At 45.8% G+C, this 13,993-nt stretch carries 14 protein-coding genes and 1 pseudogene; 11 read left to right on the forward strand and 4 right to left on the reverse strand.

Annotation, left to right across the window (positions count from 1 at the left end; translation table 11 throughout):
* Window positions 1-13: 13 nt before the first annotated feature.
* From EJL04_RS09385 to EJL04_RS09430, 10 genes and pseudogenes are all read left to right on the forward strand, one after another.
* Window positions 14-688, forward strand: coding sequence for a hypothetical protein (locus EJL04_RS09385; RefSeq protein WP_125104758.1), 675 nt, complete (start codon window positions 14-16; stop codon window positions 686-688).
* Window positions 689-706: 18 nt separating this feature from the next.
* The gene (locus EJL04_RS09390) at window positions 707-1,366 is read left to right on the forward strand and encodes a hypothetical protein (protein WP_117701493.1); all 660 of its coding nucleotides are present in this window, start codon (window positions 707-709) and stop codon (window positions 1,364-1,366) included.
* A gap of 19 nt (window positions 1,367-1,385) precedes the next feature.
* Entirely contained in the window at window positions 1,386-2,213 is an 828-nt protein-coding gene (locus EJL04_RS09395; RefSeq protein WP_125104759.1) for a M23 family metallopeptidase, read from the forward strand.
* 11 nt (window positions 2,214-2,224) lie between these two features.
* Entirely contained in the window at window positions 2,225-2,524 is a 300-nt protein-coding gene (locus EJL04_RS09400; protein ID WP_074027658.1) for a hypothetical protein, read from the forward strand.
* A complete protein-coding gene (locus tag EJL04_RS09405; protein ID WP_125104760.1) occupies window positions 2,524-4,350 on the forward strand; it encodes a hypothetical protein in 1,827 nt (608 codons plus the stop codon). Before EJL04_RS09400 ends, EJL04_RS09405 begins: the two co-directional genes overlap by 1 nt.
* A 27-nt stretch (window positions 4,351-4,377) precedes the next feature.
* On the forward strand, window positions 4,378-6,795 hold the full coding sequence (locus EJL04_RS09410; protein WP_125104761.1) for a MutS N-terminal domain-containing protein: 2,418 nt from the start codon (window positions 4,378-4,380) through the stop codon (window positions 6,793-6,795).
* Between the two features lie 18 nt (window positions 6,796-6,813).
* Entirely contained in the window at window positions 6,814-8,418 is a 1,605-nt protein-coding gene (locus EJL04_RS09415) for a glucosaminidase domain-containing protein (RefSeq protein WP_125104762.1), read from the forward strand.
* A 4-nt stretch (window positions 8,419-8,422) separates the two neighbouring features.
* Complete coding sequence (locus tag EJL04_RS09420) at window positions 8,423-8,617, forward strand: hypothetical protein (protein WP_125104763.1); 195 nt, start codon at window positions 8,423-8,425, stop codon at window positions 8,615-8,617.
* Window positions 8,618-8,691: 74 nt separating this feature from the next.
* A complete protein-coding gene (locus tag EJL04_RS09425) occupies window positions 8,692-9,300 on the forward strand; it encodes a hypothetical protein (protein WP_125104764.1) in 609 nt (202 codons plus the stop codon).
* A 5-nt stretch (window positions 9,301-9,305) separates the two neighbouring features.
* Window positions 9,306-10,505: pseudogene (locus tag EJL04_RS09430) on the forward strand (ArdC family protein); the annotation flags it as partial.
* Window positions 10,506-10,611: 106 nt separating this feature from the next.
* Here EJL04_RS09430 and EJL04_RS09435 read toward each other — a convergent pair.
* From EJL04_RS09435 to EJL04_RS09450, 4 genes are read right to left on the reverse strand one after another with little or no spacing between them, the layout of a single operon-like run.
* The gene (locus EJL04_RS09435) at window positions 10,612-10,911 is read right to left on the reverse strand and encodes a hypothetical protein (RefSeq protein WP_125104766.1); all 300 of its coding nucleotides are present in this window, start codon (window positions 10,909-10,911) and stop codon (window positions 10,612-10,614) included.
* On the reverse strand, window positions 10,908-11,279 hold the full coding sequence (locus tag EJL04_RS09440; RefSeq protein WP_125104767.1) for a hypothetical protein: 372 nt from the start codon (window positions 11,277-11,279) through the stop codon (window positions 10,908-10,910). Before EJL04_RS09440 ends, EJL04_RS09435 begins: the two co-directional genes overlap by 4 nt.
* 52 nt (window positions 11,280-11,331) lie before the next feature.
* Window positions 11,332-11,706: a DUF2958 domain-containing protein gene (locus tag EJL04_RS09445; protein WP_125104768.1), complete on the reverse strand. Its 375-nt coding sequence runs from the start codon at window positions 11,704-11,706 to the stop codon at window positions 11,332-11,334.
* A gap of 7 nt (window positions 11,707-11,713) precedes the next feature.
* On the reverse strand, window positions 11,714-12,016 hold the full coding sequence (locus EJL04_RS09450; protein ID WP_125104769.1) for a sulfide:quinone reductase: 303 nt from the start codon (window positions 12,014-12,016) through the stop codon (window positions 11,714-11,716).
* A 559-nt stretch (window positions 12,017-12,575) separates the two neighbouring features.
* Between EJL04_RS09450 and EJL04_RS09455 the strand changes: the two genes are divergently transcribed.
* Window positions 12,576-13,595, forward strand: a complete 1,020-nt coding sequence (locus EJL04_RS09455; protein WP_125104770.1) for a type IV toxin-antitoxin system AbiEi family antitoxin — start codon at window positions 12,576-12,578, stop codon at window positions 13,593-13,595.
* The last annotated feature ends 398 nt before the right edge of the window (window positions 13,596-13,993 follow it).

A 13,993-nucleotide genomic window follows, 5' to 3' on the forward strand; every position in this document is an offset into this window, starting at 1 on the left:
AAAGCATTCGAGTATGAGAACATGGATATTTTGCTTTGTCATCATGTTGCTTTCTGTCTGCAAGATGCAAGCCCAGAACGACCCTGTGTTGGCAGGAATGATATACGCCTATACAGACAAGGCTGAAAAGGAGTTGAAGAACCAGGAGAAGGTGATGCTGATGCAGACCACTGGTCATATATGGTTGAAAGAGGAAGTGGAAGGAACCACCAATCTGCAACGAGAGTTCAACAACTACTTGGACTCGTTCCGCTCCATCGTGGTGTATGCTGCACAGGTATATGGCTTCTATCACGAGATAGACCGACTGGTGGATAACTTGGGAGGATTCACCAAACAACTGGATAAACATCCGAGCAATGCCCTTGCTGTGGCACTGTCAGCCAAGCGCAACAAGATCTATCGGGAGTTGATTATGGGCAGCGTGGAGATAGTAAATGACATCAGGCCTGTATGCTTGTCGGGCAACAAGATGACCGAGAAAGAACGAGTGGAAATCGTTTTCGGCATCCGCCCCAAGCTGAAGGTAATGAACAAAAAGCTGCAACGGCTGACCAAGGCGGTGAAGTACACCTCGATGGCGGACATCTGGGCAGAGATAGAGGAAGGTAGCCACGACAAGGCAGACAAGAAAACCATCGTGAAGGACTGCATGAACAGATGGAAGCGAAACGGAAAGATCAAATAACAATAAAAAGATACGACTATGAGTATATGGGCAAAGATAGCAAAGTATGGCGGCAGTGCCTTGAAAGGTGCAGGTAGTGTCGCCAAGCAAGGACTGAAATCTGCAAGCAATACGGCTGTGCATCCCACCCAAGCACTAAAAGGCGCAGGAAGTGCGATGAAAACAGCCGCTGTGGGCAGCGCAGCAGGATATGTGGCATGGCAGAACCTTGTAAACGACAAGAGCATGGTGGAGATAGCCAGTGATGTGGTGGTAGGAAAAGACACCACGGAGAAAATATCCGAAGCTGTGGAAGACGTGAAAGGACTGAAGAACAAGGCTGGAGAAGCTGTGGATGCTGTGAATGGTGCCATGGGCGACATCAACAGTAAGTGGAGCGGAATGAGCAACTTCTTCCGTGGCATCTTCGGAGGCAACGGACTGGAGATGTTCGGCAACTTCTTCAAGAACTTAGGGAAAGGAAACGTGTCGGGACTGAGCCTTGCAGGACTGGTAACAGCAGCGTTCCTCACTTTCGGACGTTTCGGATGGCTTGGCAAGATAGCAGGAGCCATGCTCGGCATGATGCTCATCGGCAACAATTCCAATATCAAGAACATTGTCAGTGGTGATGGCGGTCAAGGAAGAAATGTGAACGAAGCAGAAACGACCACACGCAGTGGCGGCATGAAACGATAAACATAAAAACGACAACAATATGAGATATACAGAAGAAATGATGCTGCAATCAAAAAGCGGCTTTTGCATGCCCTTTGAGGAGCGAGGCAAGGATGTGGAACTGACACTTGGCTATGGCAAACATAAGCATCCTGTAACAGGAACCGTATTCTTCCATCACGGACTGGACTTTGAGGCAAATCACTATCTGCTGTCTGCCTTGGCAAGCGGAACGGTATCGGGCATTGGCAATGATGCGACACACGGCATCTACCAAGTGATACGCTACGGCAAGTATGAAGTGACCTATTCCCATCTTGCCAACGTGTTCGTGAACTTCGGACAAACCGTGAAGGCAGGAAACATCGTGGCATTGAGCGGTGACAGACTGCATTTCGAGGTAAAGTTTGACGGCAAGGAAATCAATCCGATTGATTTCCTAACGATGCTATATGGTAATGTGAAGGCAATGGAACAGACTGGTAAGACTGGTTTTCCTGAGTTTGAGACCTACGACATGAATATAGCCACACAGTATAACAAAGATCAGAAAGAGATAGAAGAACTGATGCTACGCTTCATGCCATCGTATATGGAAGACCTGTATAAAGGTATGTATGTGACACCGCAACATGCAGAGCAGTCGCTAAGGAACATCTTTGCCTTGTCAGCGGCGAAACACTATTTCTATGAAGCTATGCCATCCATCAGCAATCCGTTAGGCATCGGGCAGAGAGCTATGCCCTTGGCTTGCAAGGTGCAGAACTTGCTGATTGCGGATTTCTTGAACTATCTGGCATTGCGGCATGGCATCTATCTGTCCACATTGAGCGAAGTTCTAAAAAAAAACTCCATGACGAAGCCATAAGGACGAGTGGCATCATCGACCCGCTTGCTGAACTGGACATCGATGTGCAGAGCTTTGATATTCCAAGGTTGGTGAGCGTCTATCCCGACCGTGCAGGAGTGAGATGGTGGACAAAGGCGTGGTTCAATAACCGAGAGGAAGGAGAATGCTCCGTGGAGATAGAACTGCAGCAAGCCATCCTCTTCATCCATGACAGAATAGAGAAGGACTCTTGGCTGGAGGAATACTTTCCAAAGCAGATGGAAGTGTATCACCAAGCCATCGAGCAGACAAGAGAACAGATATTAGGTCAACTAAACGTAACGCTATAATGAGTACAATCAAGAACCCGACACGCTTTGCCGAACTGGAGTATTGCCTTCAAGGATATTTTGACGGCAAGCTGGCACCTGTGATGAAACAGGTGCGAGATGACTTGACGCACAAACAACTGGAGGAAAGAGGCAGATACCAGAGCAGTTTGGCAGGAGTGCTTGCTTCTGCCAATCCGTATGCAGGCAACACGGACTTTGTGTTGAAACAGACAGGCAAATGGAACAGTAAAACCACAGAGGACTACTTGGAGATGTGCAACCAGAAGATATGGAAGGACAAAAATATCGTTAAGGACTTGGCGACCATTGCCGGCGAGTGGCGCAATGCCGTGGTGAAGGAAATTGGACGAAGCAAATATGACGCTTTGTCGAAAGCCTGTGGCGAGGATTTGGCATACGCATACGTTGCGCAAAGGATGGAAGACCTGATGATTGGGAAGCTCGTCAAGGACAATACACCCAAGTCAACGATGGACTACATCGTGCGAAAGGCAGCACAAAACAGCATCTGGGGACTGCAAGAAGAACTGATGAAGTCACCATTGACGGTAGAGATAGAGGCTCGTGGCGAGAAAGCCTATAAGCCAAGCAAGACGGAGAAGTTTGCTGGAAGGGCTACCGCCTCGGTAGTGGATGCCGTGACTATGGGCGGTATCGGTAGTTGGAAGTCATTGGCTACCTTGGTGGGGAGCGACATGGCATTGGGCTATATTCTCGATTCCAAGAAGGGAAACGGCGAACAGCGGAAAGAGCAAGCCATGGAATTGAGCATCAGCAAGGGCGTATTCGGACAGAACGGCAATGCCTTCACTGGTTTTCGCTCACAAGCCAAGAAAGTGAATGCCACCGACAATGGCTATGTCAAGACGCTCAACAGCAAACTCCATAACAAGATACATATCCCACAAAAAGCATTTACACCTATGGCATGGACAGATAACAGTATTAAGTTTCCTTTCCAAAAAGAGCAAGAGAAACGGAACGATCCGAAATACAAGAATGTACCGCTGATAGTGGCACCCGGCAAGGAAGATGCCTATCTGGAAGAGAAAGCCAAGCACGACGCAGCCAAGGTTGCAGAGGCTGAGCGTATCATCAAAGAAAGAAATGAGACTGAGGCCCTACAAGAAGATGCAGAACAGCAACAATCGGAAGATACGCAGCAGGAACAGCCAGAGCGTGACAACAGCAACGGATGGGAAGGACTGTTGAAGAACTTCGGACTGGACGGTTTCAGCGACATTGGCAATAACCTCGGCTATGTGATAGCCATGTTGCCCGACATCCTTGTTGGACTGTTCACTGGCAAGACGCAATCATTAGGCTTGAAGGACAATATGATGCCGATAGCCGCCATCCTTGCAGGAATGTTCGTGAAGAATCCGCTATTGAAGATGACACTCATCGGTATGGGCGGTGCCAATCTGCTGAACAAGGCAGGACATGAAGCATTGGCAAACAAACGGAAAAGCAATGATGGAAATGCTGTATCATACGATAATACAACATCACAAGCAGTGCAATATAAGTCCTATCCAGACGAACCGTTGAATCCCCGAATAGCCAACCCTGTGCTGCAAGGCAATTGCTTGGTGGCAACCATCGACCGAGTGCCATACACCATCCAACTGCCAGAGCATGTGGTTGGAGCATATCAAGCAGGAGCCTTACCACTCAACACCCTTGCCAATGCCGTGCTTGCCAAGAGTGACCAAATGAGACAGATGGCAGAACGCAACTATGGCGAGCAAGAAGTGAGAAGTGTGAGAAACGAGGCGATGGAAAACGCAGAGCAGCGAGAAGTTATTCAACGTTCAAGATAATAAAAGAAAACGTAAAACAATCATACAATGAAAGAGAAAAGTCCACAAGAGAAGAATGCAGCAGAGCGTCAAGTGTCACTGATTACCGAGGCCCTGTCAAAAGCAGTCGACAACAAGGGTGTCTGGCTGAATGAGCAAGGAAAGCAATATCCACGGTTTTACCCAAAGGGAGCGGCAGTGAGTCCGTTCAATGCCCTCGTGATGGGATTGAACTCCGATAAGAACGGATTTTCTACAAATCTTTACACGTTATTTAGTGAAGCCAAGAAGCGAGACGAGTCTGTGATGGCGCATGAGAGAGGTGTGCCGTTCAACTGGTATGCGTGGAACAAGTATGTGAACCGACATAATCCGGAAGACATCATCAGCAGAAAGGACTACCAGGAATTGTCGGCAACCGATCAGACACAGTACAAGGGCATACATAATCGGGAAATACGAGTGCTGTTTAACATCGACCAGACCATGCTGCCACTGAAAGACAAGGAGAAATATGAAGATGTGGTGAAGGCGAATGTCGGTGCGAATGAAGACAAGGCATTGCGTAGCCAAGTAAATGACTTCATCCAGAAGATGAAGGAAAACCTGATGGCGGTGCGCAAAGACGGAAGCGGAGTGGCACACTATGACACAGAAAAAGATGCTGTGTATATGCCAAAGCAAGAAAACTTTGAGCATTATAGCGATTATGTGCAGGAAATGTTGCGCCAAACGGTGAGTGCCACAGGACATCAACAGCGACTGGCAAGGGAGGGCATGGTGATGAAAAACGGCATTGCGCCATCGGAGGATGCCGTGAAGCAAGAGAAACTGGTTGTGGAACTAGCTTCGGGCATCAAGATGATGGAAATGGGTATGCCAGCCAAGATTTCCAAGGAGAATATGGGACTGGTGGACTACTGGAACCGCGAATTGAAGGAAAATCCATGTCTGATAGATGCCATAGAGAGTGATGTGAACAATGCCTTGGACGTTATTCGCAAGGCAGAGCGTGGCGAGAAAATAGAATATTCATCCTTGAAGAACGAGCAGCAGACCACCGAGATGCAAGCGCAGATGCCCAAGCATTACTTCGTGGCAGACGAGATAGCCAAGCATCCTGACAGCGAGCAGAAGTTTGTGGTGATTGTAAGAGACAAGGAAAACAAGAGTGCTGATGTGGTGTTACCAGCAGGAGCATCATTGGAAGTGAACAACGAGGTGTCGGGCATGAGCAAGCAGCGCATCGAACATGCCTTACAGAAGGAAGGTTTTCAGTCTGTCAAGTTCTATAATCCCGATGGCGCTTTGGGCTACCATCCTGATGACAGCTATTTTGCAGGAAAGGACATCACTGTGGCAAGATTGAAGAACTGGCAGTTGGAGGACATATCCAAGATTGACGTGAGCGATGCCGTGAGCCAGAGCAAGCAGGTGGGCTTCGACCGCATACAGATGGTGCAGGATGACAACAAACGTTGGGCGATGTATATCAAGCCCGAAGGACAGAAGGCATTCTCTATCTATCCCGACAAGGCGGATTTGAACCGCTTCTTCACCACATTGAAACAGGCGCAGGACACGATGGACAGTTTGAGAGTGGAACTGGCACAGAAATACTATGCGATGGCAGAGACAAAGCCTGACCTGAAGGTGGACTTGTTTGGCAGTGGTCAGCATAACGAGGTGGACATGAACCGCATACAGAAAGTGAACGTGTTCAAGGCAAAGAACGATGTCATTCTGTGTGCAGCCACCATTGATGGCGCAGACAAGTTGCAGCCTCGTGTGGTATCGCCAAGCCAATGGCAACGAATGTGGATTGCCGAAGACAAGAACGAGTACAAAAAGCATCTTGCTGCTACCCTGTTTGCCGACATCCTGCAGAAAGGACAGGCGCAGGAGCAGACAGCATCAGAAAAGCAAGGAGACGAAACCGAGGTGAAGCAAGAAACGCAAGTCTCCACCGACAAGCATGAGGAAGAGCATCGAGAATATCACGAGGAAGAGAATAAGCAAGCTTCCTCTGAGGAAAAGACAGATATTAGGGAAGAGAAGGATGCGACTGTTCAAAGAGATAATAACGCTACTGTGGATAAGAAGGAAGAAACAAAGGGTAAGCAGAAGGAAGAGACCAAGGACTCTCCCATCATGAAGCAATGGAAGGAGTTGAAAGCCAAGCATCCAGATGCTTGGCTGCTGTTTCGTGTAGGTGATTTTTATGAGATGTATGAACAGGATGCCAAGCGAGGAGCGGAAGTGTTGGGGATTACATTGACAAAGAGAAACACCCAAGCAGGTCCCTACATGGCTGGCTTTCCACATCATGCCTTGGACACCTATCTGCCCAAGCTTATCCGAGCTGGAGAACGAGTGGCTATCTGTGACCAGTTGGAGGCACCCAAGCAGAAGCAAGAGGAGCAAAATACTGAGGAACAGCAGCGTTCTGGCGGTATGAAACGATAATAATGAGGATATAAAGACATGAGCAAGAATCAACAATATGCAGAAAGATATGCTGCCGAGGCGATGGAGCAGATGAAGCGATATGGCATCCCTGCTTCCGTCACCTTGGCGCAAGGCATCTTAGAAAGCCGTAATGGACAGAGTGAACTGTCGCAGTTGGGCAACAACCACTTTGGCGTGAAGGCTTCGAAAAGTTGGTTGAAGAACGGTGGCGATTATCTTGTCTATACCGATGACAAGCCGAATGAGAAGTTCTGCAAGTATGCCACGGTGGGTGACTCATACGAGCACCATTCCAAGATATTGAAGAACAGCAGCCGCTACAGCCAATGCTTCAAACTCTCTCCCGACGACTACAAGGGATGGACAAAAGGTATTGAGCGAGGCGGTTATGCCACCAATGGAGGATATGCTGCCAGTTTGCAAAAGATTATCGAAATCAATGGATTACAGAAGTATGACCAACAGGTGATGCAAGAAATGAGGGCTGATGGCAAGAAGTTCGGAGTAGAACAGAATGCAAGGACTTCAGCAACGGTATCGTCTTCGGTATCGACATCCAATAATGACGAAAAGAAGCAAACAGCATCTCAAACATCCAACGACAAATACTCATTCCCTGTGAAAAGAGACGAGTTCTTGTTTGTCACTTCTCCATTCGGTATGCGTCAAGACCCTATGGACAAAAGCAAACAGCAGATGCACAAGGGCATTGACATCAGAGCCAAGCATGATGATGTGTTGGCAACCGAGAATGGTGGCAAGGTGGTAGCTGTGAACCACAATGCCAATACTGGCGGTGGCAAGTCTGTGACAGTGGAATACGCAAGATCGGACGGAAGCAAGGTACAGACTACCTATATGCACTTGGACAGTATTGCTGTGAAGGTGGGTGACGAGGTGAAAGCTGGGCAAAAGTTAGGTGTGTCGGGAAATACCGGCACACGCACTACTGGCGAACACTTGCATTTCGGAGTGAAAAACATATCGGCAGACGGCAAGACAAGGGACGTGGATCCTGCATCATACTTGGCAGAGATAGCACAGAAAGGTAATCTGAAGCAACAGGCATTGTATAACGGCAATGACCTGTTGGCAAAATACAAGGAAAACAGTTCGGCTGTGGACACGAGTCTGTCACCTGATGATTGGATGAAGAAGCTGTTGTCATCTGAGGATGCAAGCACAGGATTGTCAAGTGCAGACCCGATAATGGGATTGGTGACTACCATGTATAGCAGTCTGCTTGCCCTCGCTGTGCAAATAGACAGTAAAAGCGAGGAAGAGCAAAGAACGCAAATCTCAGAAGCTGTAAGCAAAAGGCAGGTGGACTTGAAAACGTTGATGCCGACTATGAAGGAATGTGTGCTGAGTGTTGGCGATAATGGAAAGGCTGTGTTGCAAGCGGACAATGGCACTACCAAAGTGACGAGAGAGCTGACCAATGCGGAGTTCTGTAGATTGTCGCAAGTGTTGGGTGATACCAACCTGAGCAATGATGCCAAGAAAATGCGCATCGCTGGAATGGTGAATACTATCGTGCTGACTCAACAGGCATCGCAAAACTATGAGCAAGTCCTGGAACAGCAAGAAGGTCAAAGTCAGACAATGCAAAGAAAGTAAGGACATGAAGGAAAAAATGAAAAGATGGTTAGCGGTAACGGTTCCACTATTGATGGGACTGTCGCTATTTACGGCAGTGGCATTCGGTGCCTATTTGTTGGGCGGAGTGTATGCAGCTGTCGGATATATCGGGTTCAATGTTATGGTGGGAGTTTGGCTGTTTCGAGAAATCACCAGAGCACCCATGATGGATGATTGACATTTGGAAATAATCAGATACTTGAAGATTCCACATCTTGGTCGATTGAAAACGAATAAAAAAGTATTTGAGCTATGATTAAATGTAACGTAAGTGTGTGCGGAACCGTCAGCAAGGCTGCAGTGGTTCGCAATGGGAAGGACGGAATGCCTTTTACGACATATTCCGTGGATGTGGTGGTGCCAGCCAAGAGTGGTATCAACAAGACCGTGATTGTCAGTTGTATCATGGATGGTGACGATGCGGAAGGCATTGTCGTGGGCAACCGCATTGAGTTGAAAGGTGTATTGACCTTCAAGAAGAAAGATGACAACCTGTATTTCAACTTGAAAGTATCGGAAGTGAACCTTTCGCCTGTATCGGAAAGCAAGGATGGCATCGTGGGCGGCATGGAGTTCAAGGGCAAGGTCGGTAAGGACATTGATATGAAGAAAGGCAAAAATGGTAAGGCTTTCCTGATGTTTTCTGCTTTCAGTGCAGAGAAGATTGGAGAAGAATTTGCCTTTACATGGGTACGCTTTGTCCGGTTCTCGGAAGAAAAGGAAGAATGGCTGCAGTCGAAAGCCACCATCGAGGCAAAGGGCGAGTTGGAAATCTCGGTGTATAACGACAGACTCAACTTAGGCTGCAAGGTGGCGGAGTTGAACCAGTGGGAGAAGAAACCGTATCATCCTAACAATTAGCAAGTATGGCATATTACAATAAGAGTCCACAGAATAATGGCGATGGAAAGAATGCTGAGGACAGAGCCTTGGACACCTTCGCCAACATGATGATAGAGAAAATCGAGTCGTTGGGAAGCAAGGACGGATGGCAAAAGCCTTGGTTTACGGAAGGTACATTGAGTTGGCCGAAGAACCTGTCTGGCAGAGAGTATAACGGCATGAATGCCTTGTTGCTCACCATGCTCTGCGAGAAGAAAGGCTACGAGTTGCCAGTGTTCTGCACCTTTAACCGTGCAGTGGGTTTGAACTATCAGACCGACAAGCAAGGTAACAAGAAGCAGATGGTGGATGCCAATGGCGAGCCGTTGCCCAAGGTTGGCATCAATAAGGGAGAGAAGAGTTTTCCCGTGATGCTGACAAGTTTCACCATTGTACACAAGGAGACAAAAGAAAAGATACCCTATGACGACTACAAGCGAATGAGTGCTGAGGAGCAGAAGGAGTATAATGTCTATCCGAAGTTGAATGTGTATCAGGTGTTCAATGTGGCACAGACCAATCTGAAGGAGGCACGACCTGAATTGTATGCCAAGTTGGAAGCAGAGAACAAGCCAGAAAAGGCATTGGTGAAGGAAGGTGACATGTATTCATTTCCTGCTGTTGACCGGATGTTCAAGGAGCAGAAATGGATTTGCCCAATCAATATCGAACACCAGGACAATGCGTTCTACTCCATTTCCCGCAACCAGATAACCATTCCTGAAAAGTCACAGTTCAAGGATGGTGAGTCGTGGTATGGAACAGCGTTCCATGAGATGGTTCACTCGACAGGAGCGGAAGATCAGTTGAACCGTCTCAAACCGCAGTCGGGCTTCGGTTCCGATGAATATGCACGTGAGGAACTGGTTGCAGAGTTGGGCAGTGCGTTGGTGTGCCAGAAGTATGGCATGACCAAGAATCTGAAGGAAGACAGTGCCGCCTATCTGAAATCGTGGCTCGGCAGTCTGAAGGAGTCGCCAAGTTTCATCAAGACCACCTTGATGGATGTGAAAAAGGCAACGTCTATTCTCACGCAGAGAATAGACGAAGTGTCTTTGGAAATGAAGGAACAACAGAGTGAGGATGTTGCAGCTTCAGTATCGGAAGAAAACAAGGAAGCGAAGGACATGAAGCAATCCGCATCATCAAATGATAGTGAGCAAACTGAGGCAGAAGAAGAAAAGGTCGCAAGGTCTGCGTTCCGCCGATAATGAGGCTATTTGTAGCAAAAAAGCAAAAATCCAAGATGCGCACATATATATCAATGTGTAAGCATCCTGGATTTTTTCATTATTCGGGTGTGGCATCTTCGCTGTCACCATCTTCCTCATCTTCGTCAGCAAGCCATTTCTGCCAATCTTCCTCGTCAATGGTGAGTTCGTTCATTTCCCAATCATATGCGAGTTCAGGCATTGGGTCACGAGAGTAAGGAAAATGGATGGTATAGCCGATTTGTCCATAGGAGACATGGAGCGGAGTGACGCAAAGGTCTCTGCCGAAATAGCTTCGGGTGGTAAGATATTTGCGCCAGTCGAAACGTTCATAGAGAATGTTTCGACATAGGCGGTAAAGATATTGTTCTATTGTCATACGTCTTGAAGTTCTAACTGTGAATAAAATTGTCTGAATGCCTCGTAAAGGTCAGCCATCATGACTTCGGCTTCCTCCATGTCTTTGACTATATCGGCAATGTGGTAAGGTGCGCCATTTTTGCCGTGACCGTCTGAGCCAATCCAAATGTATGCTTCCTCGTCAACATCAAAGTTCTCGTAATACTCATGGATATTGTCGATGAAGGCTTCCATATCATCGTCTTCAAGTTCCACGCTGAAATTGAAATCTTGACCATAGGAAGTATATTTGGCGAAGTTTACATCTGTCTTGCCATTTTGTGGCTCGGAGAAATCAACGCTCCATCCTAACATTTCGGCTATCTCCGTTATCTTTTGCTGTATCATATAGTTTGATTTTTAGCAGCCATAGGCAAGAAGCCTACGGCTGATGAATGGTTTAAACTTCTTCCCTGTCATATATGTCAGACAGGAACGACTGCAATCTTTCGTCGGGAATGTTCCCTATCGGGCAAGGCTTGAAGCTCTTGTCCTGCAATATCGGTATCTTGGGAAGGTTATGTCCGACATCCACGCTGATACTTTCCATTTCCTTGATGGAAGCATAGCCATATTCTGTATCGGCAAGACCGACAACGATAGAGAACAGCGTGAAGTCATTGCCTTCCGGCTGACCTTCCAATACATACCAACGGACTTTGCCGATGAAGAAGACGCATTGGCAAATGGCATCCTTCTTCTTGCCGTCCTGTGAATAAAGCGGATATAGCTTGAACTGCTCCGCCAACTGTGGTGTAATCAATCTGCTTGTCATAATTGCATTATTTTTTGGGTAAATACTCTGATGAAGATGGATAGTAGAGCTGCTGCTCACGCAAGGCTTCAATGGCTGCATGTGCCAAAGTGCAAGCCCATTCATTGCGAAGGTCATAATAGCCCTTCTGATAGTTTATAGCCAACTGCTCCATAAAAGCCATCATCACCTTGAACTTCTCGTTTACAAGAAAGCGGTGGTCATTGGCAAACTCTGCACCCACCTTGGATGCTGAACACATCTTGCCGTTCACGAAGCGTGAAAAATCATTGGCAAACTCCTTGTCTCTTTCGTTAATCATATTGTTCATATCTGTTCGGATTAAATTATGAAACTTCTTTTTCTTCCCTATTCTCGAAGCCTTTATGACTTCATCGAGGGAATTGATTTTACGTGCAATCAAGAGTTCGGGCATGGAGACAGACAAGACAAGGAATTGGATGATTATTTCATTGGAATACCCCAATCTTTGATTGGCGGAAGGCTGCTAAGGAAATAACCAGCCAATAGCAAGGCGATACTTGACGGTCTGGTGGGCTGAACTAAATTTGCTAAGGAAAAACAAGGGAGGATGAAGGGGTATGGGAGATGTGTAGTGACTAAAACTGGTAAGATTACCGCTTTTTGATAATAGAGAGATCTGTTAGAACCGGCATATACAGTTCGAGCATTCCCGTTTTTTGTCATTTGTGTCACTTTTCGGGAATTGTATTTCTGAAAATATCCCTGTTCAATCTTCGCACTATGTTAAATAGTATTGAACAAGATGAAATATTGAACAAAAAGTTCGTTCGTTTAAGTTTTGTTCATTATCATTGCAACGTTCAATCAAATTGAACACAACTGATATATTGAACAAATAACATAAAATGATGGCAAACAATATCATAATAAACCAAGCATTGGATGCTCTTAGAGCAAGCCTTCCTGTGGGGGATGTTGAGTCAACAACAGCCGTCAAAGTAAATTGTACCAATGAAAATGATGTCACTGTTAAGATAATGAATATAGATTTTGTGTGTCATGTAAGGGAAAACATAACCAAGGCCACATTAAATCCGACATTAGCGACTATGCAAACGATGAACAATGACAAGCAGCAAATCTTGCTTGTTACGCAATACGTCACGCCGCAGGTATCAACAGAATTGGCAAACAGAGGTATCAACTATCTGGACTGTGCAGGAAACTGCCTTGTCAGATATACAAAGGCAGGAAACTTGATTTTCCAAATATTTAATCAAGGAAGGAAAAATACGGAGTCCAAGGTGAAAACCTATCCCGTGTTTCAAGATGCAGGATTGAAGGTCGTGTTTTATCTGTTACAAGATGCAGACAATATAAAGAAGCCTTATCGAGAGATAAAAGAGCAAATTGGTGTATCTTTGGGAAGCGTGAAAAACGTTTTGGATGAACTTGCAAGACGTGGTTTTGTTTGTGACACTAAAAACGGGCGCATAATAAAAGACAAAAAACAACTGCTTGACTTATGGGTTAGCAATTACAATGAAGTATTGAAACCCAAATTGCTGGTAGGCGCAATGGCATTTCGAACAGAAGCGAATAGAAATGAGTGGAAAAACATAGCATTGCCAAAGGGCATGTCATGGGGAGGAGAACTTGCCGCAAACTTGACGGATGGCTACTTACAACCAGGACTTTTCGACATATACACGGAAATACCTGCAGCACATCTTATACGAACAGGTGTCGTCAAGCAAGATACAAATGGGGAAATTCATCTGTACAACAAATTTTGGAATTGGGAAACAGACAACAGAACTGTTCCTGCTATATTAATCTATGCAGACTTGATGGGTAGTGGCAATAGTCGCTGCTTGGAGGCTGCGCAACGCATATTAAAGAATAAGCTTAGAGATTTCGAGTGAAAAGGGGTTCTTTTGTGCTATAATTTTTATACAGAATGGTTCTTGTTATGCTTTTAAGTTTTAAACTGTAAGTATTTTGAGGTATCCCTCAATTTTGATGGCACTTTTTCAAGGTGACTCATTTATCAAAACAAAAGTGAATTTGGATAGTTTATCAGGTCTAAATTACACTTTTGTTTTAATCATTTTATATTGTTTTGTGCAGGCAAACAGGTAAAGCATATCTTAAAATACTTTAATTTTAAAGATTTTTCTTATCGAAATATTGGGAAATTCCACAAAAATACATATATTTGTTGGCGAATATTATTATGCTTTGCATGTTGGTATGATATTAGAATTACAAAAACTCCTTGCAATTTAATGTTGCTTTGGATAGATATATTTATTAATTTACA

Source organism: Prevotella marseillensis, from assembly GCF_900625065.1.
In the GTDB taxonomy this organism is placed as follows: Bacteria; Bacteroidota; Bacteroidia; order Bacteroidales; family Bacteroidaceae; genus Prevotella; species Prevotella rara.

Coding starts and splice junctions, on each gene's coding strand:
- EJL04_RS09405 (WP_125104760.1), top strand. CDS start 2,524: ATGAGTACAATCAAGAACCCGACACGCTTTGCCGAACTGGAGTATTGC.
- EJL04_RS09455 (WP_125104770.1), top strand. CDS start 12,576: ATGATGGCAAACAATATCATAATAAACCAAGCATTGGATGCTCTTAGA.
- EJL04_RS09415 (WP_125104762.1), top strand. CDS start 6,814: ATGAGCAAGAATCAACAATATGCAGAAAGATATGCTGCCGAGGCGATG.
- EJL04_RS09390 (WP_117701493.1), top strand. CDS start 707: ATGAGTATATGGGCAAAGATAGCAAAGTATGGCGGCAGTGCCTTGAAA.
- EJL04_RS09385 (WP_125104758.1), top strand. CDS start 14: ATGAGAACATGGATATTTTGCTTTGTCATCATGTTGCTTTCTGTCTGC.
- EJL04_RS09395 (WP_125104759.1), top strand. CDS start 1,386: ATGAGATATACAGAAGAAATGATGCTGCAATCAAAAAGCGGCTTTTGC.
- EJL04_RS09440 (WP_125104767.1), bottom strand. CDS start 11,279: ATGATACAGCAAAAGATAACGGAGATAGCCGAAATGTTAGGATGGAGC.
- EJL04_RS09450 (WP_125104769.1), bottom strand. CDS start 12,016: ATGAACAATATGATTAACGAAAGAGACAAGGAGTTTGCCAATGATTTT.
- EJL04_RS09410 (WP_125104761.1), top strand. CDS start 4,378: ATGAAAGAGAAAAGTCCACAAGAGAAGAATGCAGCAGAGCGTCAAGTG.
- EJL04_RS09425 (WP_125104764.1), top strand. CDS start 8,692: ATGATTAAATGTAACGTAAGTGTGTGCGGAACCGTCAGCAAGGCTGCA.
- EJL04_RS09420 (WP_125104763.1), top strand. CDS start 8,423: ATGAAGGAAAAAATGAAAAGATGGTTAGCGGTAACGGTTCCACTATTG.
- EJL04_RS09435 (WP_125104766.1), bottom strand. CDS start 10,911: ATGACAATAGAACAATATCTTTACCGCCTATGTCGAAACATTCTCTAT.
- EJL04_RS09445 (WP_125104768.1), bottom strand. CDS start 11,706: ATGACAAGCAGATTGATTACACCACAGTTGGCGGAGCAGTTCAAGCTA.